The 25491-nt window shown below is 69.5% G+C and carries 21 protein-coding genes; 9 read left to right on the top strand and 12 right to left on the bottom strand.

Going from position 1 to position 25491, the window contains the following annotated elements; all coding sequences use genetic code 11:
- From J2853_RS47725 to J2853_RS47705, 5 genes are all read right to left on the bottom strand, one after another.
- Positions 1–765 (bottom strand): hypothetical protein (locus J2853_RS47725; protein WP_307569591.1); only part of this gene is annotated, 765 nt, incomplete at its 3' end.
- Positions 766–894: 129 nt separating this feature from the next.
- A complete protein-coding gene (locus J2853_RS47720; protein ID WP_307569590.1) occupies positions 895–2433 on the bottom strand; it encodes a hypothetical protein in 1539 nt (512 codons plus the stop codon).
- A gap of 33 nt (positions 2434–2466) precedes the next feature.
- Positions 2467–4281 (bottom strand): hypothetical protein, encoded by a 1815-nt coding sequence (locus tag J2853_RS47715; RefSeq protein ID WP_307569588.1) that lies wholly within the window; start codon positions 4279–4281, stop codon positions 2467–2469.
- Between the two features lie 259 nt (positions 4282–4540).
- A complete protein-coding gene (locus J2853_RS47710; RefSeq protein WP_307569587.1) occupies positions 4541–5167 on the bottom strand; it encodes a hypothetical protein in 627 nt (208 codons plus the stop codon).
- The gene (locus J2853_RS47705) at positions 5164–6207 is read right to left on the bottom strand and encodes an NlpC/P60 family protein (protein ID WP_307569586.1); all 1044 of its coding nucleotides are present in this window, start codon (positions 6205–6207) and stop codon (positions 5164–5166) included. The genes J2853_RS47710 and J2853_RS47705 overlap by 4 nt, the downstream gene beginning before the upstream one ends.
- 175 nt (positions 6208–6382) lie before the next feature.
- Here J2853_RS47705 and J2853_RS47700 point away from each other — a divergent pair, with 175 nt between their 5' ends.
- The 9 genes from J2853_RS47700 (at position 6383) to J2853_RS47660 (ending at position 16512) form a co-directional block, all read left to right on the top strand.
- Entirely contained in the window at positions 6383–6964 is a 582-nt protein-coding gene (locus J2853_RS47700; protein ID WP_307569584.1) for a DUF6668 family protein, read from the top strand.
- Positions 6965–6966: 2 nt separating this feature from the next.
- Positions 6967–7452 (top strand): hypothetical protein, encoded by a 486-nt coding sequence (locus tag J2853_RS47695; RefSeq protein WP_307569582.1) that lies wholly within the window; start codon positions 6967–6969, stop codon positions 7450–7452.
- The gene (locus tag J2853_RS47690; RefSeq protein ID WP_307569580.1) at positions 7449–8192 is read left to right on the top strand and encodes a DUF8175 domain-containg protein; all 744 of its coding nucleotides are present in this window, start codon (positions 7449–7451) and stop codon (positions 8190–8192) included. The genes J2853_RS47695 and J2853_RS47690 overlap by 4 nt, the downstream gene beginning before the upstream one ends.
- Positions 8189–9748, top strand: a complete 1560-nt coding sequence (locus J2853_RS47685; RefSeq protein WP_307569579.1) for a hypothetical protein — start codon at positions 8189–8191, stop codon at positions 9746–9748. Before J2853_RS47690 ends, J2853_RS47685 begins: the two co-directional genes overlap by 4 nt.
- A complete protein-coding gene (locus J2853_RS47680; RefSeq protein ID WP_307569577.1) occupies positions 9735–11216 on the top strand; it encodes an SCO6880 family protein in 1482 nt (493 codons plus the stop codon). The genes J2853_RS47685 and J2853_RS47680 overlap by 14 nt, the downstream gene beginning before the upstream one ends.
- A gap of 12 nt (positions 11217–11228) precedes the next feature.
- Positions 11229–12722 (top strand): putative type IV secretion/conjugal transfer ATPase, encoded by a 1494-nt coding sequence (locus J2853_RS47675; RefSeq protein WP_307569576.1) that lies wholly within the window; start codon positions 11229–11231, stop codon positions 12720–12722.
- On the top strand, positions 12719–15622 hold the full coding sequence (locus J2853_RS47670; RefSeq protein WP_307569574.1) for a TraM recognition domain-containing protein: 2904 nt from the start codon (positions 12719–12721) through the stop codon (positions 15620–15622). The genes J2853_RS47675 and J2853_RS47670 overlap by 4 nt, the downstream gene beginning before the upstream one ends.
- Complete coding sequence (locus J2853_RS47665) at positions 15619–16032, top strand: DUF4913 domain-containing protein (protein ID WP_307569572.1); 414 nt, start codon at positions 15619–15621, stop codon at positions 16030–16032. The genes J2853_RS47670 and J2853_RS47665 overlap by 4 nt, the downstream gene beginning before the upstream one ends.
- A 135-nt stretch (positions 16033–16167) precedes the next feature.
- Positions 16168–16512 (top strand): hypothetical protein, encoded by a 345-nt coding sequence (locus tag J2853_RS47660; RefSeq protein WP_307569571.1) that lies wholly within the window; start codon positions 16168–16170, stop codon positions 16510–16512.
- A 339-nt stretch (positions 16513–16851) separates the two neighbouring features.
- On the opposite strand, the gene J2853_RS47655 is transcribed toward J2853_RS47660, so the two are convergent.
- From J2853_RS47655 to J2853_RS47625, 7 genes are all read right to left on the bottom strand, one after another.
- Positions 16852–17412 carry a tyrosine-type recombinase/integrase gene (locus J2853_RS47655; RefSeq protein ID WP_370879569.1) on the bottom strand — a complete coding sequence of 187 codons (561 nt, stop codon included), beginning with the start codon at positions 17410–17412 and terminating at the stop codon, positions 16852–16854.
- Positions 17413–17505: 93 nt separating this feature from the next.
- Complete coding sequence (locus tag J2853_RS47650; RefSeq protein WP_307569569.1) at positions 17506–17790, bottom strand: hypothetical protein; 285 nt, start codon at positions 17788–17790, stop codon at positions 17506–17508.
- Between the two features lie 223 nt (positions 17791–18013).
- Positions 18014–20377: an arylsulfatase gene (locus J2853_RS47645; RefSeq protein ID WP_307569567.1), complete on the bottom strand. Its 2364-nt coding sequence runs from the start codon at positions 20375–20377 to the stop codon at positions 18014–18016.
- A gap of 412 nt (positions 20378–20789) precedes the next feature.
- Entirely contained in the window at positions 20790–21818 is a 1029-nt protein-coding gene (locus tag J2853_RS47640) for a DUF8189 domain-containing protein (protein ID WP_307569565.1), read from the bottom strand.
- Between the two features lie 846 nt (positions 21819–22664).
- The gene (locus J2853_RS47635) at positions 22665–23813 is read right to left on the bottom strand and encodes an RICIN domain-containing protein (protein WP_307569563.1); all 1149 of its coding nucleotides are present in this window, start codon (positions 23811–23813) and stop codon (positions 22665–22667) included.
- A gap of 281 nt (positions 23814–24094) precedes the next feature.
- On the bottom strand, positions 24095–24550 hold the full coding sequence (locus J2853_RS47630) for a sulfatase-like hydrolase/transferase (protein WP_370879568.1): 456 nt from the start codon (positions 24548–24550) through the stop codon (positions 24095–24097).
- Between the two features lie 337 nt (positions 24551–24887).
- A complete protein-coding gene (locus J2853_RS47625; RefSeq protein ID WP_307569561.1) occupies positions 24888–25448 on the bottom strand; it encodes a hypothetical protein in 561 nt (186 codons plus the stop codon).
- Between the last annotated feature and the right edge of the window lie 43 nt (positions 25449–25491).

Raw genomic sequence — 25491 nt, 5'->3', positions numbered from 1 at the left:
CTCGCTCCATGTGAAGACGTCGACAGTGCCTTCGGTGACATGAACGAACCGGTCGGGATCCGGGTTGTTGGCGATGGCTGTTGAAAAGCCGATCCGGTGGGCGAGCTGGTCGGGACCTGGGGGTGGGTCGAGGTGGTGCTCAGCGCTGATCGTGCGATGTATACCGAGATTGCTCGCGGCACCGAGGTTGCTCGCGGCCAGGGAGCGTTGGCTGGTGGTGACCATGACCGCGACGGTGCCGTCGTTGCAGTCTGCGACGAGGCTCTCGTTTTGGCGGGGAGTCAGCGCGGGAACGGCGAAGCGGACCGCGCGTTGGTCCATGCCCAGAGAGTGCAGTTTGGTGCGTACGGCCTCGGTGAGGTTCCAGCCTTGTGCGGTGGCGATGATGTCGCAGTACACGATCTGGAGCCCTGGCGAGGATGTGTCTGCGTGCCGGGCGTGGACGTCGGCGATCAGCTCGCAGGCCCTGTCGATCTTGGTGGGATGGTCGGCGGAGGAGGGGAGGCCGACCAGCCAGGGATCGAGAGCGGCGTAGCGGGCGTTACTGACGACTTGGACGACGTTATCGCTGTATGGGTCGATCTGACCGGACCTGATCGCGATTACGCGCTCGCGCAGTTGGTCGTAGTAGGCGCGCAGCGCAGGGGAGGCGGGGGTGGTGATGAGCTGGGGTGGGTCTTGCAGGACGGTCGCGGCGGTAGCGCGGGTGGCGTTGGAAAAAGCTGCGGTGACGTAGTGGGCGGCTGGATCTGGGGTGGGCGCCATGGCACAAGACCTCCTGCGGCGAGTTTGGTGATCTGGCTGAACGTGGCGATGGGCGGCCGCTGTCTGAAGGTGTGGGCCCAGGGCCGGAAAGGGTGGGGGTTGGATCCGGCCCTGGGAGCTGGTGGGGGGTTACTGGGCGAAGATGTAGACCGTTGAGGCGATTTGCGCGACGATCTTGAGGTCTTCGGGGATGGACTTTTCGACGTCGGCGGGGTTGAAGGTGACGGCGATCTTGCCGAGCGCGCGGCGGGCGCGCAGGGCCTCCCACAGCTGGTTGGAGTGCAGGTCGGCGTTGAGGATGCGCCAGATATCGCCGTCGTGGGTCTGGCGGTGAGTGCGCAGGACCACGGTGTTGACGCGGGCGAGCTGAACGGGCGTATCGACGACAGCGGTGACCTTTTGCTTAGCGGCGGCGGCACTCAGCGGGGAGGTGTCGGTGTTGTGGACCAGGCTGGTGTCGCGGGCACCGAGCAGGGCGGGGCCGCGGGTGTCCCAGTTGAGGCGGGCCAGCTCCAGCCAGAGGTTACGGCGAGCGGCCTGTTCGGTGATCTTCCAGGTTTGGTAGTCGGTCAGGAACAAGTCGCCGGTGACGTTGATGGCATCGACGGCGCCCAGGAGGCGCTTTTCCAGCTCGGGCACGGTGAGTAGGGGGTACTTGGTGCGCATCGCGCGGATGCAGGTCTGGTTGCGGCCGCATCCGAGTTCGGGCACCGCGACGTCGACGACGATGTTGCGGCCGGCGGGCAGGGCCGCGCGCAGCGCGGGGATGGTGTCGGTGAGAAAGCGCTGCAGGTCGGCGGCTCCGGCGCGGGTGGAGGGGAATCCGGTGAGGCCGAGGTCATGGGCGAACTTGACGCCAATGACGCCGGGTTGGGCGGCGTGGGCGCTCAGGCGTTTGACCGCGGCGGCGAGGGAGGCGGCGCCTTCGCGCCAGGCGGCGGTCAGGTCGCCTTCGAGCCAGATGCGCATGTTGAGGGCGTTGGCCTGCTGAACGCTCTGGCCGACGGGGTCGGTGGGCGTGGCGGTGCTGGTCGGGGTGGGCGTTGGCGCGGGTGTCGGGGTGAGGGTCGGATCGGGGGTCGGTGCGGTCGAGGTGGGTTGCGGGGCGGCCGATTGCGATGTGGTGGCGGCGGGCGGGGGAGAGGGGAGGTCGGTGGGTAGCGGTGCGCTTTGACCGGCGGTGAGCTGTTCGGAGGTCAGGGAGCTGGTGTAGGTGCAGACGTAGGCGGGGCTGCGCTCGCAGATGTCGCCGGGTGGGTTGATGGGGATGCCGGTGGGGTCGAGGCACTGGTACTTACCAGTGTCGGCTTGGCGGGTGCAGGTGATCGGGCGCGGGCAGTCGGCGGCGCCGGTGCGGTAGGTGCCGTTGCCGGTGTCGCAGTACTGCACGACGGTGCTGTCGTCGCTGGCGGCCGGTGGGGTGTCGGGTTGGTAGCCATCGATGGCGGTGATGAGGGTCGTGGTCGCTGGGGGACTTTCGGTGGCGGCCTGGAGGCAGGCCTGGTAGCCGAGGCTTTCTTCGTCGTAGCGGTTGGAGCAGGCCTGTTCAACAGCGGGGTCGGCAGGGGCGGGGGGGCCGGCGATGGCGATGCCGGTGGGCACGCAGATGAGGACGGCGACGACGATCGTGATGAGGAGGTTGCGGGATCGTCCGCGAGGGTGGCGCATATCGGGGTGTGCTCCTAGAGGGTGAGACGGCAGTTAGGTACATGGGCAGGGGCCAAGCAGTGCGGTGGTGATCGATGGCCGGGTGAGGGCGCCGGTGAACTGCGCGGCGGCCGGGGCGGCGGCCGGTGCGGGCAATGGCAAGGTCGGGTTGGCTGAGGGGGGTGGCAGGGACGGGGGCGGGGTCGGGTTGGCGGAGGGGGGCGGCAGGACGGGGACCGCGTGGGTCGGGGCCTGCTGGGGTTCGATGCGCAGCTTTGGCCGCTTTCTGGGTTGGGGTGCGCGGGTCCGGGTCGCGCGGGGGGAGGCGGTGGGGGCGCGGTGGGCGCGCGGTGAGCGCGCGGTGGGGGTTGGCGTCGGAGTCGGGGTGAGTTCGGGGAGGGCGGCGGTGGGTGGCGGTGGCGGGGAGGGCTGGAGCAGCGGTTCGGCCGGTGCGTTCAGCGCCTCGTGGACGGTGCCGACGGCGCCGGTGGTGGTGTTGCTGCTGCGCATGGGGGTGGGCTGATCGAAGAGGCTGACGTAGAGCAGGATCGCGATCAGCAGGCAGGCGGCGGTGAGGGCCAGCGTGCGCAGCGCGCGCCCGGCGCCGCCGAGGCTGGGTGCGGGCAGAGACCGGCGCAGGCGTTGCAGGCCTTCGGCGAGGGTGACGTCTATCAGCCGCGGGGGTGATGGGGCCTGGCCGGTGGCGGGGGAGTCCTCGGGTGAGGGGTCATCTCTCCACCACCGAGCGTCTTCAGCGTCGGGGTCTCCGTCCCAAAACCCCCTGTTGTTGGCGGCGCGGAGTCCGGCTGAAAAAACGGGGGCCTCTTCGACCTCGGTGTGGTCGGCGGTGAGGTCGGACTGCAGGGGAAAGCCGTCGGGGCCCCAGTGCAGCTCCAGAGGGAAAGGCGGCAGGGTCGGGTGGATGAGGTGTTCTTGTTGCAGCGCGGACAGCATGGGGATGGGCAGGTGACTCAGGAGCTCTTCGGCGCTGACGCGTAGGTTGAAGGCTTTGCTGCAGGTAGGGCAGCGGGTCACGTGCATGCGGATCTTCGTGCGAGTCTCGCGGCGGGGGTTGTTGTCCCAGGCCTGGGCCAGAGGCGTGACGACCTCACACAGGCTGCGGCCGGTGCGGCCGAGGTGGACGGCGTTGGCCCAGGCCTGCATCAGGTCGATGGCGGCGGTGGTGGCGTGCTCAACGTCGTCTTGGGGCCGGCCCAAGATGGCGGCGGTGTGAGTGAGGTCCATCTGGTGGCGCAGCGCCAATTCGACGAATTCGCGGTCGTCGCGGTCCAGTCCGCAAAGGGCGTCGCTGGCCAGGCGGGCGCTGAGCATGTCCAGCTCGTCGGCGTCGCGGCGGGGTGCTGGCGCGGGTGCGGCGGGGTCGGCGCTCAGCGCGGTGAGCTCGCCGGTGACGGAAGCGGGATGGGGTTCGGCCAGGCAGCGCAGCCGGGCGACGGCATACAGCCAGGGCCGGATCAGGTGGGAGGCGGGGAGGTGGTCGCCGTGGTGGCGGGCCACGATGAGGGCGTGGCCGGCGGCGTCGGCGGCGGCCACGGGGTCGGGGAGCCAGATGCGGCAGTAGGCGACGAGGGCGGGCCCGTACCACTGGACCATCTGGTCGACCTCATCCGGCTCGGCCGGTGTGATCGGGCTCTCGGGTGCGATGGGGGGCATGCCGGGCAGCGGCACCAGCCCTGGCGGTTGCAGCGGCTCCAGGGGGTCGATGACAGGTAGGGGCCCCAAGGGGAAGGGAACGAGTGGCGGGCCGGGGGCGCCCGGAGCGGGCAGGGCAGCGGGCGGGGGCGGGATGTCGAGAGGGAGTTGCTCGGACAGGTTCGAGTGTTCCGATCGCGGTGCCGGGTTCGGCATTGAAAGCCACCCCCCATAACTCGGACGATATGCCAAAACAGTTTGTCAAGGCGATTGTCAAATGTAGGGGAGACCTTTCAGTAGCTCTATGAACAAGGTAACCATCTCGTGACATTGTGGCCGTTTTGTGACCATCAAAGGCCGTTGAGCGTGAAATTAAAAACGGTCAGACAAGCATTTGAGGACATGAACGGGGCGCTTTTCGTGGCGGTATCAGGGCCCGTTTGAGGCGGCCTGGGTGCGTGCGCTGACCGCGCTTTCAGCGCACGGCGATCGCCGACAGCTTCCATGCTCCCCGGGCGCGGGTGAGCTCGACGAAGACGGTCATCGAACGGGGGCGGCCGCGCCAGCCGTCACGGCCGATCGGGGTGAGGGTCAGCAGCCACTGGCGCAGTGCCTGGGTGGCGGTGTCGGGGGGATGCTCATCGCGGCCGGGACGCAGCTGGGGGCGCAGGTAGGCGCGGTGACGTGCCCAGATGCGCCATTCGGCGCCCGGATCGCGTGCGGGGCCCTGGGCTCGCAGCTGGGCCAGGTAGGCGGGCGCCAGGTAGGCGGCGGCGCGCAAAGTGGCCTGGTGCCAGCCGGTGTCGGCGGTGGTGTCGGCGGCCCACATCACTCTCAGCGCGGCGCGGCCAACGGCCTCGGGATCGTTGCCGTCGACGCGGTCGGGGGCGGGCAGGGCCACCTCCGGCGGGCCGGGCGGCGGGGTAGTGGTCGGTACGGAGGACGGGGCCGGGCTTGGCGTGGACGCCAGGGGCGCGGCGGGCTCGCTGCAGCCGGCCAGCAGCACGCTCGTGGCCACCACCGCGCTCCAGGTCACGGCCCGGTTCCCGGGGCGCGAGCGGGCAGAGCCGGAGGGGGAGGCGAAGATCGCGAGGGGTGTCATGACAGTCTCCTGACCGCCCAGATTTGACCGCGCCGCTGACTAAGATCGGCGATCTTGACGACGTCGCCGGTCTGTGGCGCGTGCACCATCTGGCCGTTGCCGATGTAGATACCGATGTGACCAAAGCCCAGGTCGGGGGAGTCGTGAGGGTTGTCGAACCCGATCAGGTCGCCGGGTTGCATCTGGTTGCGGGCGATCGCGACGCCGGCCTTGACCTGCTGCTGGGAGGTGCGCGGCAGCTGAAGCGCACCGTTGGAGGCCTGGAAGGCGGCGAACTGGATCAGCCCTGAGCAGTCGAACCCCACCGTGGCGGCCCCGCGTCCGACGCCGGTGCTGGGTCCGCGCGAGCCGCCTCCACCCCAGGAGTAGGGAGTGCCGATCTTGGCGCGGGCGGCGGCGACGATCCGGGCGCCCAGGCTTGAGCCGCCGACCTGTGCTGAAGGGCCGTCGGCCTGCGCCGGAGGGGGAATGCGGCCGTAGCTGGTCATGAGGGCGTTGATCCGGCGGATGTAGTCCTGGGTTTCAGGGAAAGGGGGCACGCCGCCGTGCTTCAGCACCGCCTGGGGGCCGGCGTTGTATCCGGCCAGCACGATGGACAGGCGCTCGCCCGGCACCCGGGCCAGCTGCTCGGCCAGGTGGCAGTCGTAGCGGCCCATCGCGATGATCGCATCAGGGGGATCGAACGGGCTGGCGGTGCCATCGCCGTCCTCGTCGTGGCCGAACTGCGCCCAGGTGGCGGCGGTGAACTGGGCCAGGCCGCTGGCGACCGGTGAGATGGCCTGGGGGTTCCAAGCGGACTCCGCGGTGATCTGGGCGGCGATCAGCACCGGGGAGATGAAGGCGTACCTGGGGCACATTTGCCCGGCGCGTAGCACCCACGGCAGGTATTCGGCGCTGACCTTGCCTGCTTTGAGCTGGGGTTGGTCGGCGGACGCGGGGGCGGAGGCGCCACCCGACAGGGACGCCATGGTGAGCAGCGCGAGCATGCCGGCGAACACGGCCGCGATCAGCACGGCGGCCGCCTTGGTCACCTGACTCACCGGCCTCCTCTCGTGAATTTTCGTGACAAAAATGGTCAAGGTAGTCAAGCTAGCGTGTTGACTGGGTCTATGGTGCTTTCTAATATCTGCCGCATATCGGATGATCTCTTCACTTCTGCCAATAGTTGGTGTTTTTTGTCAAGGCTGTTCTGACACGTGAGCGGAGGAGCCGCAGGTGGATGCGAGTGCTACGCGCACGGCGCGGCCGCTGGAATCCGGGCGGATGCTGCGACCTCGCCACCCGGTCGCCCCGCAACCGGGGGCGTTCACCGGCGGCCCGCAGCACGGATTGCCGATTCGGGCGCTGACGCCCGCGATGTCGGCGTCGTGGTGGTGGGTGGGCACGCATGGCGGCGCCGGGGTCAGCACGCTGGCGGTCGCCGTGCCCGAAGGAGCCGAGCACGGTCGGTACTGGCCTGCTCCGGCGCCCGCTTCCCGGCAGCGGGTGCGGGTGGTGATCGTGGCGCGCACCAACCTCGCCGGGCTGGTGTCCGCCCAGGCCGCCGCGGCGCAGTGGGCCTCGGGTGCGTTGCCCGCCGGTATCGATCTGCTGGGCCTGGCCCTGGTGGCCGATGCTCCCGGGCGCCTGCCTCGTCCGCTCACCCAGCTCATCGGCGTGCTGGCCGGTGGGGTGCCGTGCGTGTGGACCCTGCCGTGGGTGGAGCGGCTGCGCACCTGCCCGCCGCACGAGGTCTCTTTGCCCCGTCCCTATCGCAGCCTGGCTGGTCAGCTGTCCCGCTTTCTCTCCAAAGGATGATCATGATCATTGTGTTCGCGGCCGTCGTTGAGGCCCTGCACCACGGCGGCCACTGGGCAGCGGCGACGGTGAGCGACGCCGCGGGCCTGCGGGAGGCGCACGAGCTGGCGTTGGGCTGGCCCAACCTCACTCCCGGCCCGGGGTCCACCGGCGCTGGCGTGCCGGGCATCGACACCGGCGGAGCCGACCCCGGTGGTGGCGTGCCGGGCGGTGGCACCGGTGGAGCTGGCACCGGTGGTGGCGTGCCGGGTATCGATCTGCGCGGCGGCGAGGCTCCGCCGGGCTCGGAGAAGATCAATCTGTTGCTGCGCTGGGTGTTTTGGGGGGTGAGCGCCGCCTGCGTGGGCGGGCTGCTGTTCGCCGCGGGCAAGATGGCCCTCAACCATTCGCGTGGGGAGGGCTCGGAGAACGCCAAGAGCCTGGGCTGGGTCGCGCTGGCGTGCGTGCTGGCCGGATCGGCGACCGGTCTGATCGGCGCGTTGTTGTGAGCGCGCCCAGAGCGCGGGGGGAGCGGACCGGCGGGCGCATCGGATTCGTCGTCGCCGCCATGTTTTTGGCCGTGGTGCTGCTGCTGGGTGCCGCCGTCGCGCTTTTTGGCGGCGACGACCTCTCCGCGCCGCCCACCGCGGCGCCCGCGCGCGGCGCGGGCGCCGCCTCGGCCGAGCCACCCGGCTCATCACCATCGGGACGTGGGCAACCCTGTCGTCGTCCGCCCGCGCAAGCCGCGCTCGCGACCCCTCCGGACGATGTGCACTGGGCGGTCTTCAAATCGGTCGCGCTGCCGTACTCGGCCGGCGCCGGGCCCGGCGTCGTCGACGGCGAGGTCGCCCGCTGCTTCGCCCACAGCCCGCACGGCGCGCTGATCGCCTCCTGGCAGATCACCGTCCGATGCCTGCTCGCCGACTCCTGGCAGCGGGTGACCGCCAGCCAGGTGCTGGCCGGTCCCGGGCGCAGTGCCTACACCAGCGCGCGCGCTCAGATCAGCGGGAATGCCAGTCAACCCGGCGTGTTCGCCCAGCTGGCCGGCTACCAGTACGTGCACTACACCCCCGAGCTCGCGGTGCTGCAACTGGTCACGCGCAGCGCTCAGGGCGCGCTGAACGTCTCCACGGTGACGATGCGCTGGGTCGACGGCGACTGGCGGCTGACGCTGCAGGAAGACGGCTCCTTGTCGCCCACCACGCAGATTGGCTCGTTGGAGTCGTTCATCGCCTGGGGCGGTGTGTGATCGCCACCACCCTCGGCGCCGCTGGCGCTTCAACGCCCACCCCGTCGCCCGGCCTTGACCCCAGCGGTGTGTGTGACATTGCCCTGCCCCTCGCAAAGGTGATGTGCGCCGGATACGAAGCCGGCCAGAACACCTCGGAAAAAATACAGTCGCTGCCAGGTGAGTTCCTCGACGATCTGGCCCGATCCTTCGCCGAGGCCAACGACAGGCTCCTGACGATGATCTTCACGTGGTGGGCCAAGACGCCGACCAGTGTGTTTCAGGCGCCGCTCAGTCAAGGCGAACAAGGCAGCGGGCCGGTGCAGTTTTTGACCACCCACACCCAGTGGTACGTCGCGGCGGTAGCGGTGTTCGGGCTGCTGATCGCCGCTGGACGCCTGGCCATCCAGCGCCGGGCCGAACCGGCGGTCAGCGCGCTGACCGGCCTGGTGGTTCTAGTTGTGGTCAGCGCGGTAGGCGCCGCGATGGTGATGGCCGCCAGCCAGGCCGCCGACAGCTACTCCAGCTGGATCCTGGATCAGGCCTCGCAAGGGGAAGGCAGTTGGTCGGCGACCATCACCCGCTACACCTCCCTGACCGGCATGGCCGCCGGGAGCACGACGTTAGGCAAAGCGCTTCCGGGGCCGCTGACACTAGTGCTCGCGCTACTGGGGTTGATCACCGGCCTGGTCCAGATAGTGCTGATGCTGATTCGCACGGCGATGCTCGGCCTGCTGACGGGCCTGTTGCCGCTGGTGGCCTCCATGGCAAGCACCGAGCAGGGCCGCGCCCTGGGACGCAAGGCCGGCGGCTGGCTGGTGGCCTACCTGCTGTACAAACCGGTCGCGGCCACCATCTACGCCTACGCCATCTCCGCACTGGACGAACCCAACGACGAGATCACCAAACTGTCCGGCTTCGTAATGATCATCCTGGCGGTGGTCGCGCTACCGGCGCTGATGCGGTTTATCACGCCGTTGGTGAGCGCGACGACCGCCGGAGGCGCCGGGGGAGTGGCGGCCGTGGGGATGGCGGTGGCCACCGGGGCGCGCATGGTGCCCTCGTTGGGCGGCCGTGGCCGCTCCGGCGGCGCCGGAGCGACGGGAACGCCCGGCCCCAGCGGTAGCCCGCCACCCTCGGGGGGCCCGGATGGCGCTCGACCCGAAGGCTCCGACGGTCCATCTTCACCACCGCCGTCCAACGGCTCGCCCATGCCGGTGCCGACACCTCCAGGTCCGACACCTCCAGGTCCAACAGGTCCAGGCCCAACAGGTCCAGGCCCGACAGGCACCACATCCAGTTCGGGCACCGCATCCAGCACCCCACCTACCAACCCGACCGCCGTTCCAACTGCGACCGGAGCGGACTCGACGAGTACGGCCTCCGGCGCAAATCCAGCTGCGAGGACCTTTACACCGACCTCTCCAACGGCGTCCGGGGCGACCGCTGCCGGCGCGGGGCCCGCCGCCGCCGTCCTCGGCGGCGCGCAGATCGCTCAAGGGGCCGCCGATTCACTCCGGCGCGCCACCGACCAGGCCGTCGACGGACACGGGGGAGGACCCAGTGGCAGCAAGTGAACCGACCTATGGCAACTGGCGCAGTCCCACCTCGCCGGGCGTCGGCGCCTTAGGGCTGCTCGGCACGCTGATCGTGCTGGGCGGGATGCTCCTGGCGATCGTCACGATGCTGTTCTCGCCGCTGCTGGGCCTGCTGGTGGTCCTCACCTCGGCCGTGATGGTCACGCCGCTGCTGTTTCGCGACCGCCGGGGCCGCAACCCCCTTCAAAACGTCGCGGCGCTCCTGGCCTGGCGATGGGCGCGACGCAGCGGCTGGCACCTGTATCGGGCGGGCCCGCTCAGCCTGATCGCGAACGGCACCTGCCGCCTGCCCGGACTGGCCGCGGCCAGTCACCTGTATGAGGCGCGAGACTCCTACGACCGGAAATTCGCGATGCTCGTCGTCCCGGCCACCGGCCACTACAGCGCGGTGTTTGAGTGCAGCGCCGACGGGGCGGGCCTGGTCGACTCCGACCAGATCGACACCTGGGTGGCCTACTGGGGGCAATGGCTGGCCGGGCTGGGAGCCGAGCCGAGCCTGGTGGCCGCCAGCGTCACGGTGGAGACCGCACCGGACTCGGGCACCCGGCTGGGCCGCGAGGTCAGCACCCAGCTGGCCGCCGATGCCCCCGCTCTGGCCCGCCGCGTCCTGAGCGAGGTGGTGGCCACCTACCCGGCCGGCTCGGCGCAGGTCTCCACCCGCATCGCGCTCACCTACTCCGCCACCCCGCCCTCGGGCGGTAAACGCCGCACCACCGAGCAGATGGCCCGCGAGCTCGGCACCCGCCTGCCGGGCCTGTCGACCGGGCTGCAGATGACCGGGGCGGGCGCCGCCCGGCCGATGACGGCCGTGCAGCTGGCCGAGGCGATCCGCGTCGCCTACGACCCCGAGGCGCTCGCGCTGATCGAGCAGGCCAACCAGGCCGGCGGCTCTCAGCTGGCCTGGCACGAGGCCGGGCCCGCCGGGCACGAGGAGCGCTGGGATCACTACCTGCACGACAGCGGTGCCTCCATCACCTGGGCGATGTCCCAAGCCCCCCGCGGGGAGGTCTACGCCAACGTCTTGACCGGGTTGATCAGCCCGCACCGTGACATCGTCCGCAAACGCGTCACCCTGCTGTATCGCCCGCACGACGCCGGAGCTGCCGCCACCATCGTCGAGCGCGACAAGAAAGACGCCCGCTTCAAAATCACCGGCGCGAACGTGGCCGCGCGCGACGCCGTGGCGGTGGCCGCCGCCGAGCAGACCGCCCGTGAGGAAGCGCGCGGCGCCGGGGTGACCCGGTTCGCGCTCCTGCTGACCGCGACCGTGCGCTCGGTCGATGACCTCTCGCTGGCCGCCGCCGCGATCGACACCCTCGCCCCGGCCGCCCGGCTGCAGCTGCGCCGCTGTCGCGGCCAGGCCGCGGCCTTCGCCGCCGCGCTGCCGCTGGGCCTGGTCGTCCCGGCCCACCTGCAGGTTCCGCAATCCGTCCGCGACGCCATGTAACGGAGTCCCCCTGTGAAGTCTCAGCCTGGCCTTGTCGCATCGCCCGGCCCGCGCGGGTTCCGCCACCGCGGCGGCGGCTGGACCACCTACCTCGAACCGGTCCCCGAATGGCGCGGCACCACCGTGCAGGTCTGCGGGCTGTGGCCCTTCGGCGCCGGATCGGGCACCCCGATGATCGGGGTACCGGTCGGGCGGGAGCTCACCACCGGCGCCAGCTTGTGCTGCGATCCCATCTCCTGGTTTCGCCGCGCCGCCATCATCCACAACCCCTCCGAGCTCATCTTGGGCAAACCCGGTCTGGGCAAGTCCACTCTGGTGCGCCGCCAGGTGCTCGGCCTGGCCGGCTACGGCGTTATCCCGATGGTGCTGGGCGACCTCAAACCCGACTACGCCGACCTGATCACCGCCCTGGGCGGCCAAGTGATCAAACTCGGTCGCGGGCTGGGCGCACTGAACGTGTTGGATCCCGGCTCCAGTGCCGCCGTGGCGGCACGCTTGTCGGGCCACGCCCGCACCAAGCTGCTCGCAGATGCCGCCGGTCGGCGGCTGAACATGGTCACCGCGCTGATCACCGTGCTGCGCCACCAGCCACTGATCGACCACGAGCGCACCATTTTGGCGGCCGCGTTGCGCGTGCTGGATGAGCGCCATCACCTCGGCCGCCCCCCGGTGTTACCCGACCTGATCCGGGTGATCGACGAGGGCCCGCCCGCGGTGCGCGCGGTCACGTTGGAGCGTGGCTCCGATGAGCGCTACCGCAGCGCGGTCGACCCGCTGCACGCCTCCCTCATCGGCCTGCTGGACGGGCCGATGGGCGAAACCTTCGCCCGCCACACCACCGTGCCGATCCGCCTGGATGCCGCCGGAGGAGTCTGCATCGACATCTCCGGCATCGATGAGGGCGACGCCGAGCTGCAGGCCGCGGTCCTGCTGGCCTGCTGGTCCGACGGGTTCGGCGCGATCGAGACAGCGCACGCCCTGGCCGATGCCGACCTGGCGCCGCAACGCCACTTCTTCGTGGTGCTCGACGAGCTGTGGCGGGTCCTGCGCGCCGGACGCGGCCTGGTCGATCGCGTCGATGCCCTCACCCGGCTCAACCGGCAACGCGGCCTGGGCCAGGCAATGATCACCCACAGCATGGACGACCTGCTCGCCCTGCCCGATCACGCCGACCGGATCAAGGCCCGCGGGTTCGCCGAGCGCGCCGGAATGGTCATCTGCGGCGGCCTGCCCGAGGCCGAGATGGCCTCGCTGACCCAGGTGGTCGCCATGAGCGCCAAGGAGCGCCGCATGGTCGTCGACTGGTCCACCCCGCCCAGCTGGGATCCCTCCGTAAACCGCGACGGCCTCCCGCCCGGGCTCGGCAAGTTCCTGCTCAAGGTCGGCGGCCGGCCGGGCATTCCCTTCCGCGTCGATTTGACCGGCGCCGAGCTGGCCATCAACGACACCAACAAGCGCTGGCACCCGCGCGCCACCTCGCAGGCGGCGCCCCGGGGGCTGCGGTGAGCTCCACGCGCAAACATCGCGGGCCCGTCGACCACACCCCCTACATGATCTTCGGCGCCATCGCCGTCCTCGCCGTGGTGCTGGGTGTGCTGTGGACATCAGTCGCGATCACCGCGGCGATCTCACCGGCTGTGGCGCCGCCGACCCCCAACCCCTTCACCTTCCTGTTTGAGCTGCTGTTCGGCAAACGCTCCTGGCCGGGCACCATGACCACCATCATCGCGGCGGGCGAGCTGGGTGCGCTGGGAGCCGCCGGGGCCGGTGCCTGGCGGATCTACCACCACCGTCGGCGCCACGCCACCCGGGTGGATGTGTCCGCCCGGCACATGGCCACCCGCCGCGAGCTGGAAGCCCTGTCCGAGCGCGGCGCGCTGGCCACCGCCGCCCGCCTGGGCACCCGCACTCCCTGGCCCGGCGTGCAGATCGGCCGCACCATCGCCTCCCCGCAAACCCTGTACGGGTCGGTGGAGGACATGCACATCGACATCTGGGGCCCGCGCACCGGAAAGGCCCTGGCCGCCGACACCCCCGTGCTGACCCCGCACGGCTGGACCCCCATCGAGGACCTGACCCCTGGGTGCCCGGTCATCGGCTCCGACGGCCGCCCCACCACCGTCACCGGCGTTTACCGGCAAGGCATCCGCCCGGCCTACCTCCTGCGGTGCAGCGACGGCGCCCTCGTGCGCTGCGACGGCAATCACCTGTGGTCGGTGCACACCACCGGCCAGAGCGCCTCCGCGCCGCTGCGCACCCTGACCACCCGCAAGATGTTGCGCCGCGGCCTGTACCGCGTGGACGGGCGCACCCGCTACCGGCTTCCGCTGGTCGCGCCCGTGCACCTCAACGGCCCGCTCCCCGCCGCGCACCCACCGCACCCCTGCACCGGTGACGCACACCCCACCCACGCCCACACCCCGCCCGCGAGCGGATCGGCCGCAGCCTCGCCCGGGCACGCCATGCCGCTGGATCCCTACCTGCTGGGCGTCCTGCTGGGCGCCGGCGCCCTGAGCGGCCCCGGCGTGCAGATCTCCATCGCCAACGGCGAGGACCTGCTGGCCGAACTCCAGCCGCTGCTGCCCCCCGGGATCATCGCCCGGCCCACCGGCGGCGCCCGGCCCGGCTGGACGCTGACGACGCCACGCGGCAGCCCCACCCACTGCAACCCCCTGCACGACGCCCTGGCGCAGCTGGGCCTGCTCGCCCGCCCCGCCCCGCAGACCTTCGTCCCGCCCGCCTACCTGCTGGCCTGCCCCGACACACGTATCGCGCTGCTTCAGGGGCTGCTGGAGACCGGAGCGTTCCTCGGCCGCCGCACCCACCTGACCTTCGCCACCGACTCGGCCCAGCTGGCCGTCGACGTACGGTTCCTGGTGCAATCCCTGGGCGGACTGGCCACCACCCCGCACCGCTGGCGCGGCTCGGCCCGCCAACGCCTGAACATGCACCTGCCCCTCGGGTTCGCCCCCTTCCGCCGGGCCGACGCCTACCAGCGCTGGCAGGCACGCACCATCCAGTACCGGCCCCGGCCACCGCATCGCGCCATCACCGCCATCCACCCCTACGGACACGCCGAGATGGTATGCATCTCGGTGGCCGCCACCGACGGGCTGTTCGTCATCAACGGGTGCATCGTGACGCACAACACCACCTCCCGGGCCGTGCCGGCGATCGTTGATGCCCCCGGCGGATGCCTGGTGACCAGCAACAAACGCGACGTCGTCGACGCCACCCGGGGCGTGCGCGAAAAAGTCGGCAAGGTATGGATCTTCGACCCCCAGGGGCTGGTCGCCGAGCCGCCCAGCTGGTGGTGGGACCCCCTGTCCTATGTCACCGACGTCGATAAGGCCACCCGGCTGGCGGCGCTCTTCTCCTCCTACGGTCGCGAGGCCGGCGCGCGAACCGACGCCTACTTCGACCCCGAAGGCGAGGCCTTGCTGGCCTACATGCTGCTGGCCGCCGCCTCCGGGGGCGACCTGCCGGTCACCATCATCTACCGGTGGCTCAACGACCCCACCGACACCACCCCCGTGGACCTGCTGCGCCAGGCCGGGCATGAGCTGCCCGCGGAAGGCGTTCAGGGCGCGATCAATATGCCCGACAAACAGCGCGGCGGCGTGTTCGGCACCGCCAAGAAGTCCGTGGCCTGCCTGGTCAACCCCATCGTGACCCGTTGGGTCACTCCCACCGCTGAGCCGCGCCCCCAGTTCGACCCGGCTGCGTTCGTTCGCTCCCGCGCTACCCTCTACAGCCTGTCGCAAGAAGGCCGCGCGGTCGCCGGTCCGCTGGTCGCCGCCCTGGCCGTAGCCACCATCGAAGCCGCTGAAGACCTGGCCACCACCTCTCCAGGCGGACGCCTGTCGGTGCCATTTCTCGGCGTTTTGGACGAGGCGGCCAACGTTTGCCGGTGGAAGGAATTGCCCAATCTCTACAGCCACTACGGCAGCCGCGGCATCATTTTGATGACCATCTTGCAGTCCTATGCCCAAGGTATAGAGGCCTGGGGTGAGCAGGGCATCGCTAAACTATGGGGCGCGGCCAACATCCGCGTTTACGGGGGCGGCGCCATCGACCCCAAGTTTCTATCCGACCTGTCCACTTTGGTCGGCGACTTCGAACCATCTACGACCTCAACGTCCATCTCCCGTGGGCAAGGATCGGCCAGCCGCTCGACGACCCTTTCCACCCGGCCGGAAAAGATCCTCGATCCCTCCGACCTGTTCGCCCTGCCCAAAGGCCGCGCGATGCTGTTTCCCTCCGGGGCGCGCGCGGTATTGGTGGAAACCCTGCCGTGGCACAATGGCCCGCACGCTGAGGCGATCAGAGCCTCGCTGGCCACCTACGCACCTGAAGAAGACCTGCCCGGACATGAGCTCGATCCTCCCCATGGAGCCCCCGCATGACCAGCGTCGCCGGCCAAGCCGGATGGGTACCCGACGAAGACGATCAGCCGCCTCGCCCGCACTTTTCCAATGTCGAGGAGTTCGTGACGACGTTTCTGTCTCCGCATATTCAGCGTAACCTCGGGGGCACCATGACCTGGTGTTCCAAATGGTGGAAACACACGGAGGCCGTCTCCCGGCTCACCTCGCTGTGGATGGCCTGGGAGCACCAGCGTCTGCAAGGCGCGACAGGCATGTCCGTTTGGTGGCTCCATCACGCCGACCCGCATATGAACGTACTGCTTTCGCGCGATGCCGGGCCTTTCGCCCGATGCAAGCCTGACGAGCACCGCCAGGGAAAGGATCTGCCCTGTACTCCAGCGCCCCCCAATATGTGGATGTCCAGCGCTTTCAGTGACACTGGGTCCTGATAGCCATCGCTCGCCTGACCAGTGCCGATGCATCAATCGCTGAGCGGTAAGAACGCGACCTATTACGAGCTCCGTAACCACGTGTTTCTTGACGTTACAGTATTGTTCATGGCATATAGACGACGGAGATTAACCATGGTCACCGAAGAGGAAACTCGGCTCATGACCGCCGTTGCGGAACGGCTGGAGAATGGCTCTTATAGCATCGTGGAAACCTATGAGATTATCAGTAGCCTTGTCGATACCATCACAGACAAGAGGCTGGCTGTCTTGATGGGCCAAAAGAGCAGCATCGATATGGCGGAGACGCAGGAGGTGGCCCAGGCCGCGGCCTTTGCTTTTCCCGGCACCGTCAGAGATCGGCTGCGCACCGATCCCGATGCGCGGCAGGAGGAAAACACCTCCATAGGATCGGCTCCCGCAACGCGCCCGTTCCCTGCGACCGGCCCCCAGCAGAGTCGGCAGGACAACGAGCGCTAATTCGTCCTGACCAGAGAAAATCCTTCCCCATCATTGTTGAAGCATCGGCGACGGGCGCCGCACTCCGATTGTCGACGAGCAGGTCGGCCAGCGCAGGTCAGCGATCGAGTTCGGTCGTCTTGACCTGGCCTGGTGGATGGGTGTGTGACGCGGGATCGAGGGTCGAGGGGGAAGTGCCGGCGAGCCGTGAAGGGGTCGCCGTAGTTCTGGCCGAAAAACGGGCGGATATGGGGTGCAGGCGTTTACGACCAGGGGTGATCCAGCGAACCAGGGGGTCTTCTTTCGGATGTGTTCCCAGCAGCCATGTAACGCAGCGTGATTTCCGTGACGTTGTGTTGGTCAACCTCGACGAGACGCCGGGTCGCGTGCTTCCTGCCAGCGAGCTAACGCCTCAGGCGAGACGCGGGCGTAGCGTGCCAGCGAGGTGACCGAGGTGTGGCCGGAGTAGGCCAGCAGGGTGGAGGTGTTGGCGCCGTCTTCGGCCGCATGGGTCAGCGCCGAGTGCCGGAGTTGGTGCAGCGTCCATGGGCCGCCGGTGAGGTTGGCTGTGGCGGTCTCGAACAGTTCGGCGGCGCGTCGGTAGGACAGCCGGGCCTGGCCGGAGAGCACCTCCACGTCCCCCGGTGGCAGCGGGAGGCGAGCGCGGCGGTCGGTGAGGAAGGCCGGCCCGGCGCGGCGGCCTTCCAGCAGCCGGGGCAGCAGGCGCGCGGTGGGGGTGCGCCAGACGATGACGTCGACCGCGCCGCCCTTGCGGCGCACCTTCGCTCGGCGGTTGCGCAGATCCAGCTCTTCGACGTTGAGGCCCAAGACCTCTTGGGTGCGGGCCGCCGACTCATACAGCAGCCGCCACAGGGTGCGCTCGCGCAGCGCGAGCGTTGGCCGGGTCAGGAGTGCCGTGATCTCGGCCCGGTCCAGTGCCTTGGTTCGGTCCGGGGTGCGGGGGCGACGGCGGATGCGGCGCAGCGGGTCGCTGATCAGCCAATCCTGATCGCGTCACCAGGCGCAGGCGGAGCCGAGCGCGTCCAGGCGGGCGTTGACGGTGGCCGCGGCCGCGCCGCCCCACCGGCCGGTGAACCAGGAGGCGATGCGGTCGGCGCCGGCCTCGCCCTCCAGTTCGGTCAGCGGCGTGCGTTCGCCGAGCTCGGCCGTCAGGGCGCGCAGCGCGATCGCATAGGCGCGTGTGGTGTTGGCGTTGCCGATCGTGGCCAGGAACGCCTCGGCGGCCGGGCCGATGTCCGGCGCTTTCGGGCGTGCGCTGAGCGGGTGCACCGTCGCCATGCCGCCCTTCCCTGACCGCTATCGCAGATAAGCAGGTGGAGTCGCCCCTTCGTGGCGGGGTGTTCTCCCAGGAGGCCTTCGACGTTACCGCAGATAATCGTTCACTATCTGCGGTAACGGGCGGAGATCATCGCGCGCTGAGTTCTCCCGCCGAAGTCCGGTCCGGTCCTCCCCGGAAGCCCTATCTCTTCGTGGCCTGGTGCACCCGAATCCGGCCCGGGTTCTACTGCCGGGCCATGATCTGGTGGTGGCGCTGCTCGGGATCCTCGGGGGGAGTGTGATCGTCGTGGCCGATGTCGATGCGGACGTGGTGGATCGTGCCGGTGAAGGCGTTGTCGGTGTCGCCGTAGTCCTCGCTGACCGGTGAGGCGGTGTCGAGGCCGATGTCCAGCGTCTCGTCGGCGGAGAAGAGGAAGGGGACGGTCGCGTCGATACGGCCGTCGACGACCGTGACGTCGTCCACGGTCAGCGACCCGCTCCCGCCTTGGCCGACGCCGCCTCCGTCGTAGGTGAACTCATAGCCGACGGTGTGCCTGCCGGGGGTGAGTGGTTCGGGTGCGCGCAGGTAGTGGCGTTGCTTGCCGAGGTAGTTGTAGCAGTAGGTCAGATGCCCCCGGTTGAGATACAGCGCCCAGCCGCCGAACCGGCCGCCTTGGACGACGATCACGCCGTGGCCGCCGCCGTCGGGCGTCTCGATGTCGGCCGTGATCGAGTGGGACTTGTTTTTGATGTTGGGCACGGTGTTTTCCTGCAGCTGCTTCATTCCGGCGTACAGCGTCATCGAGGTACGGCCGGCCAGCAGGTCAGGGCGGCCGGCGATCTCGGGGTTGAGACGTTCGGCGGCCCGGTCGTCCAGGGGAAACACCTGGTATTTGGCGGCCTCGATCAGGAACTGCTCCTTGAGCCGGGCCAGCGTGTCCGGCTGCTCGCCGGCCAGGTCGCGGGCTTGGGTCCAGTCGACGCCGGTGTCATAGAGTTCCCAGATGTCCTCGTCGAAGGACCGCATCGCCTGCGTCCCGACCTCCCACGGGATGCGGTGGCGGGTCACGGCGGTCCACCCGAGGTGGTAGATGCCGCGATTGCCGAACATCTCGAAGTACTGGGTGGTGTGCCGCTCGGGTGCGCCGGCGTCGTCGAAGCTGTAGAGCATGCTGATGCCCTCGATCGGCTTTTGGGCGATGCCGTCGACGAAATAGGGCGCGGGCAGCCCGGTGACCTCGAGAATCGTCGGCGTGACGTCGATGACGTGGTGCCACTGATGGCGGATTTCGCCCGCTTTGCCGATGCCGCGCGGCCAGTGCACGATCAGGCCGTTGCGGGTACCGCCGTAGTGGGAGGCCACCTGTTTGGTCCACTGATACGGCGTGTCCATGGCCAGCGCCCACCCGACCGGGTAGTGCGGGTAGGACTCGGGGCCGCCGAGTTTGTCGAGTTCGGCGACGAGGCGTTCGATGGTGTCCTGGATTCCGTTGAACGCAAACAGCTCGTTGGTCGTCCCGTCGAGCCCGCCTTCGGCGGAGGCGCCGTTGTCGCCCAGCAGGTAGAAGATGAGGGTGTCATCGAGCACGCCCATCGCGGTCAGGGCGTCCAGGAGCCGGTTCACCTGGTGGTCGGTGTGGGCGGCGAAGGCCGCGTAGTTCTCCATCAGGGCCGCGGCCACCTGCTTTTGCTGCGCCGAGAGCTGCTCCCAGCGCGGGACGCCTTGCGGCCAGGGGGCGAGCTCGGCCTGCGGCGGCACGACGCCGAGCTCCTTTTGCCGGGCCAGCGTGCTGTCGCGCTGAAGGTCCCAGCCCTGATCGAAGCGGCCGTGGTAGGGCTGGCGCCATGGGGGCGCCACGTGGTGCGGGGCGTGCACCGCCCCGAAGGACAGGTAGGCGAAGAACGGCTTGTCGGGGGTGAGGGAGGTCTGGGCCTGCACCCAGCCGATCGTCTGGTCGACGAGGTCTTCTGACAGGTGGTAGCGCTTGTCGGGGTGTTTCGGGGGCCGCACCGGCGATGTGCCGTTCAAAAGCGTCGGCTCCCACTGGTTGGTCTCCCCGCCCAGGAAGCCGTAGAACTTCTCGAACCCGTCTCCCACCGGCCACCGGTCGAACGGCCCCGAGGGGCTGGTCTCCCACGGGGGTGTCTGGTGCATCTTGCCGAACGCCGCGGTGCCGTAGCCGTTGTACTTCAAGATGTGGGCGATGGTCGCGGCGCTGTTGGGCCGGATGCCGTTGTAGCCCGGTGCGGAGGTGGCCAACTCGGTGATAGCGCCCATCCCCACCGAGTGATGATTGCGGCCGGTGAGCAGTGCCTGCCTGGTCGGCGAGCACAAAGCCGCGGTGTGAAAGCGGCTGTATCGCAGTCCGTGTGCGGCCAGTCGTTCGGCCGCGGGCATCTGGCATGGCCCGCCGAAGGCCGACGACGCGCCGAAACCCATGTCGTCGATCAGCACGATGATCACATTTGGTGGGTTCCCCGGCGGGCGCAGAGCCTGGGGCCTGTCGAACGCCGGACGTTGGTCGCGGATGTCCTGGGCGGTGAAACCCACCTGGGCGAGGTCGGGAATCGGCAGGTTCCTGCGGCCTTCGTCTCGTGCACCGGTCATTGTGCTTCTCCAGCCGTGCGATGGGCGAGGGCTGCCACCACTCCTTTCCGCACAACCCAGACCGCACACGAACAGCCAACGATTAATTACTTAATGTCATCAATTTTTGGGAGGGGATCATTTCGGTGATCACGGTGGTGGTCAGCCGCTGGTCGAGCCGGTCATGGCAGTCCCTCACCGCATCGGCGCCGAGCGGCAGAGTCCGCTCCTGGAGGAACGCGATCGGCGGCGCCCGAGACCGTGCCGCCACGGCGGAACCCGTCGGGTCCCAAGCATCACGTTCACGAGCCGCGGCGGTACGGCCAAGCCAGACGAATCGAGGTCAGGCCCTCTTCGGACATATTGTTCACGCCTGGCTGGGGGCCGGGGCCGCAGAGCTGATCTGTTCAGGCAGGTCCGCAGCCAGCGGTGGTCAGGCGGTGTAGGTGTAGGTGTCGTATTGCAGGCCGGTGGAGTAGCAGGTGGCGACGATGAGGTTGGTGCCGTCCAGGACGGCGGCCTGGCAGGCGACCTTTCCGGCCGCGTCCTTGGGGGTGTGCGCCAGGACGGTCCAGGAGCCGGTGCCGGTGGCGGGTTCTTCCAGGATCCATTGCTGTCCGGCACCGGAGTGGATGGACAGCAGCTGGCCCTGGGTCGGTCCGGGCAGCAGTACCGGCCGGACGAAGGGGTAGGCGTTGGGAGCGCCCTGGCCGAACGGCAGCTGGGCCGGGCCGCTCCAGGTTCCGGCGGCGTTCTGCTGCACGTAGGCCAGGGAGCCGTCGGGGCCGGGGAACGTCCCGATCAAGGTGGAGTTCTTGGCGCGAGCGACGGCCAGCGGGCCGGTGACGCCGTTGACGGGGTTGCTGAAGGTCGACCAGCCCCCGTTGGGGGCGCTCTGCTGGATGAGCCAGACCTGGGCGGCGCTGTTGGTGTGGAAGAACGCCTGCCGGCCGTCAGCGGTGGAGGCCACCGTCAGGTCGCGTACGCCGCCGCCGCCGAACTTCTCGGCTGGCTTCCAGCCGTCGGCGCCGGTGGAGGAGGTCTTCACGTGGTAGAGCGCGCCGTCGGTGCCGAGGAGGTAGATCTCGAGGCGGCCGTCGGCGTTGCGGCCGACTACCGGGTCGGCGGCCAGCAGGGCCTGGGCGACCCAGGCGGGGCTCTCCCAGCCGGTGTGGTCGGCCTTCTCGCGCAGGCACATGAGCTGGTTGCCCGTGTCGCGGTAGAGGATCGCCATCCGGCCGTCGCTCGGCGTGATGGCGAAAGGTGCGCCGGCGGTCTTGGCTCCGGTGCTGGTGTAGGTGTTGGAGGTCTTCTGGGCATCGGCGGTGATCCAGCCGGTGTAGATCATGTTGCTGGTGTTGGTGGCGATCAGGATGCGGCCGTCGGCTCCCTTGGCCATGCTCACCTGCTGGGCGGGCACGGGAACGGCGAAGGTACCGACGGACGATGACGTGATCTTCACGGGGGCTCCTGTCGAAGAGAGGCGGCGAAGGCCGAAGTGGCCTCGGCCGTGGCTTCCCTGTCATGGGGTGATGTGGCCATCGCGGTCAGGCGGCTGACATCAGCGCGCGACGGCGTAGACGGAGTCGAGGGAGTCGATGGAGTCGATGAGGGCGTGGCGGAGCGCCGCGTGGCTGAACGCGGGTGAGGGTGAGGATGTGCGCGGGGCGGGGCAGCTGTCGTCACTGTCAGAGCGGGGGCCAGACCTTGACCAATAGACCACCTTGAGTGAGCGTTCGCGAACACTGGGTCGTTTTCCGTCACTTTTGCACCGGCTCGATAAGGCGGCAAGCGACCCGTTGTCCCTAAACCATCCGTGGAACGTTCCCGAATGTGCTTCTCGCGGCGACCGACCAGGCGGCGCGCGGGCGGGATGGGGGCACTGCGCCTGACGGGCCGCGAGCGCGCGAAGGGGGCCAGGGTGCTGCTTGACCTCGCCGGTTGAGCCGCTGCCCGGAGGCCCAAACGAACCGCTCGCCGCAAGAACGTCTTGGCACATGCCCTGCCGACCAGTGCATATTTTGGGACAACCGTCCACATGTGGACACTTTTCCATCCTTGCACCAAGTGAGCGTTTGGTGACACTATGCGCGAGGCGACGCAGGGTATGCGGATGCACGCCGATGGTGATCACGATGTCCCGTCGTCACGGCGGGGCCCCCGCCGTGACGACGGAGGTGTACTCTCAGCCGTTTTATGCCGCGCTTCGGCCGTCTTGTGGACCGCCCCCCCGGAGGCCGCCGCGCGCAGGTAGTGGGTAGAGGGTGCTCGCCGGCCGGCCAGGGGGTGTGGTCGTTGTTGGCGCCTGCTACCAGGCAGTGTCGTCGATGGGGCGGAGCTGGAATTTCTGGTGGGGCAGGTCGGCCCATGCGTGTTGTTCGAGCAGGGTGCCGTCGGCGGTCGCGCCGCCCGCCACCGTGAGGACCAGGCCGCTGTACGTCGCGATGATCTTGAAGTAGCCGCCGGCGACGGGTTCGATCGTGAATTTCTGGTTGGGGGCGTTGACCCAGGTGTGCTGGTCGACCGCAGCGCCGATGTTCGTTCCGCCTCCGTAGATGGTGACGACACTGCCGCTGTGCTTAGCGATGATCTTGTGCTGGCCGTCGCCGAGGGGTTCGATCGTGAATTTCTGGTGGGCTCCGCCGGTCCACTGCTCCAGGTCGACGCGCACGTTGTTCACGGTTCCGGCGCCGGCCATGCCGAGGTTCTTCACCGCGTGCCCGGCCACAATGTAGGCGTGGAGGGGAACGGCGGGGATGGCGGCGGTTGCGGGGCTGCTCAACACCGTCAGCACCACGGCGCCGCTCTTTCCCACGCTACCGGCGATAGCGGCAGAACCGCCGTGGTAGCCGCCGCCGCCGTTCCCGCCGACGTTGGGCGCGGCCGGCAGGCCCCCGCCACTGACGACGAAGGCCCCCGGGCCGCCCCCCACCGCGCGAGTCGGCTTGGCGAAGTCGTAGGTGACCCCGGCGTTGCCGTTGCCACCGGAACGGCTGTAGCCGCCCTCGCTGGGGAAAAGGCCGCCGCCGCCGCCGAGGCCGCCCGCGCCGCCCCGATCGACCGACTGCCCCCCGCTCATGGCCTGGCTGCCGGCGTCGCCGCCCGCGCCTCCGGCCCCGCTCAGGGCCGTCACCAGGGCAGGGCCGCCGTTGGACACCGACGTCACGCCTCCCGCCGCCCCGGGCTCGCCTTTCTGGCCCGAGGCTCCTGCTGCTGCGCCACCGGCGCCGCCCGCCCCGATCACGATCGTGAGGGCACCTTGGACCGCCGTGAACACCGCCCGCGTGTACCCGCCTGAGCCGCCCGCGCCTCCCCCGTTCCCGCTGTCGTTGTAGGAGCTGGTGCCGCCTCCACCGCCTCCGCCTCCGCCCGCACCCCACGCCTCGACCAGCACCAGCGATCCCGGCGGCACGCTCACGGTGAAGTCACCCGGCGTGTTGAACTCCTGCAGATTCATCGCGACGTCCCATTCCTGGTCATCCCCGACCGTTCGGGCAGGAGACCTGCCCTCCCGGAGCCTAAGATCACCGCGCCGTCCTGTCCCCCCTCTCACCGGACACCACACCCGTCCCTGCCATCCCGCACATCTGGCTCTTTCGCCACTTGTGTACGCAAAGCTCCGCCTCGAACGCGGAGGGTAGGCCTCCTCCTTCCGAATGTGTCCTCAGCCGCCCACTAGCGGCGCGGTCCTGTTCTCGGAAGTGCCGAGCTGGGGTTTCGCCTCTCAGCCGTGCATGTTTAGGACTCGGGGCCGCCGAGTTTGTCGAGTTCGGCGACGAGGCGTTCGATGGTGTCCTGGATTCCGTTGAACGCAAACAGCTCGTTGGTCGTCCCGTCGAGCACGCCCATCGCGGTCAGGGCGTCCAGGAGCCGGTTCACCTGGTGGTCGGTGTGGGCGGCGAAGGCCGCGTAGTTCTCCATCAGGGCCGCGGCCACCTGCTTTTGCTGCGCCGAGAGCTGCTCCCAGCGCGGGACGCCTTGCGGCCAGGGGGCGAGCTCGGCCTGCGGCGGCACGACGCCGAGCTCCTTTTGCCGGGCCAGCGTGCCGTCGCGCTGAAGGTCCCAGCCGTGATCGAAGCGGCCGTGGTAGGGCTGGCGCCATGGGGGCGCCACGTGGTGCGGGGCGTGCACCGCCCCGAAGGACAGGTAGGCGAAGAACGGCTTGTCGGGGGTGAGGGAGGTCTGGGCCTGCACCCAGCCGATCCTCTGGTCGACGGCACCTGCCCCGGCGAGCGCCCCACCTTCCCGCCGAGCAGGACGCCTACCCGCGGGGTCGGCTTCGCGCGAAGGCGGCCCGGTCACGGGCTCGGCCGCCTCGCACACGAAGGGGAACGCGCTGAACGGAGCCGAAGGGCCGTCACCATCCAGCACCGTGGCGCACTTCCGATCACAGACGGCGGTTGGCGGTTGACCAGCATTCCAAGACGCTGCGCCATTGACGCATGACCAGGGCGCCTCCACCTCGGTGCATCGACGGCGGTCATGAGGGTGGAGCTCGCCCGCAGGGTGCTCATGGGGAGGATGCGGCCGCTCAGGTGCCCAAGATCGTGATGAGGATGGTCCCGGACTGGCTGGTGACCCCGGCGGGCGTCAGGCACGCCAGGGCGTTGGGCACGACGTAGGTCCACACGATGACGGCGCTGGCCCCGGCGAACTCACCCGCGGTGATGGTGCCGGTGCCGGTGACCGTCTCCACCGCCGCGGCGATGGTGTCGGTGAAGGTCAGGGTGAAGGTGCTGGATTGGCCGTTGTTCCAGTCGATGAAGGTTTCACCGGTCCCGGTGATCAGCGGGTTCAGGCACGAGAAGGGGGCGGTGTAGGCATCGGCGGTGCTGCCCGAGGTCACCGCCGGGTCCGAGGACACGCACCCGGTGTAGGTGTTGGTCTCGGTGAAGTCGATCGTGCGGGGAGTGAACCTCATCCCGGGTGTGTAGGTGAGCGCCGAGCTTCCGACGCAGGTGACCGAGACCGCCGCCGCCTGCGCGGGCAGGCCCGCCGGGCCCAGAACGGCGGCTACCACCAGCAGCAGCGCGGCCGCCATCGACGCCAGGCGCGGGCGGGCGGTGCGGTGCGGGCGAGTCGGTGAAGCCATGAAGGGTCTCCTTCGCGGTGCCCGCGCCCTCGGCGGTCAGGGC

The sequence above is a fragment of the Streptosporangium lutulentum genome (assembly GCF_030811455.1).
GTDB lineage: Bacteria > Actinomycetota > Actinomycetes > Streptosporangiales > Streptosporangiaceae > Streptosporangium > Streptosporangium lutulentum.
Note: the sequence above shows the minus strand (reverse complement) of the source record. Positions and strands in the feature narration are given on the sequence as shown.

Coding starts and splice junctions, on each gene's coding strand:
- J2853_RS47650 (WP_307569569.1), bottom strand. CDS start 17,790: ATGGCGACGGTGCACCCGCTCAGCGCACGCCCGAAAGCGCCGGACATC.
- J2853_RS47720 (WP_307569590.1), bottom strand. CDS start 2,433: ATGCGCCACCCTCGCGGACGATCCCGCAACCTCCTCATCACGATCGTC.
- J2853_RS47710 (WP_307569587.1), bottom strand. CDS start 5,167: ATGACACCCCTCGCGATCTTCGCCTCCCCCTCCGGCTCTGCCCGCTCG.
- J2853_RS47715 (WP_307569588.1), bottom strand. CDS start 4,281: ATGCCGAACCCGGCACCGCGATCGGAACACTCGAACCTGTCCGAGCAA.
- J2853_RS47660 (WP_307569571.1), top strand. CDS start 16,168: ATGGTCACCGAAGAGGAAACTCGGCTCATGACCGCCGTTGCGGAACGG.
- J2853_RS47645 (WP_307569567.1), bottom strand. CDS start 20,377: ATGACCGGTGCACGAGACGAAGGCCGCAGGAACCTGCCGATTCCCGAC.
- J2853_RS47695 (WP_307569582.1), top strand. CDS start 6,967: ATGATCATTGTGTTCGCGGCCGTCGTTGAGGCCCTGCACCACGGCGGC.
- J2853_RS47665 (WP_307569572.1), top strand. CDS start 15,619: ATGACCAGCGTCGCCGGCCAAGCCGGATGGGTACCCGACGAAGACGAT.
- J2853_RS47625 (WP_307569561.1), bottom strand. CDS start 25,448: ATGGCTTCACCGACTCGCCCGCACCGCACCGCCCGCCCGCGCCTGGCG.
- J2853_RS47635 (WP_307569563.1), bottom strand. CDS start 23,813: ATGAATCTGCAGGAGTTCAACACGCCGGGTGACTTCACCGTGAGCGTG.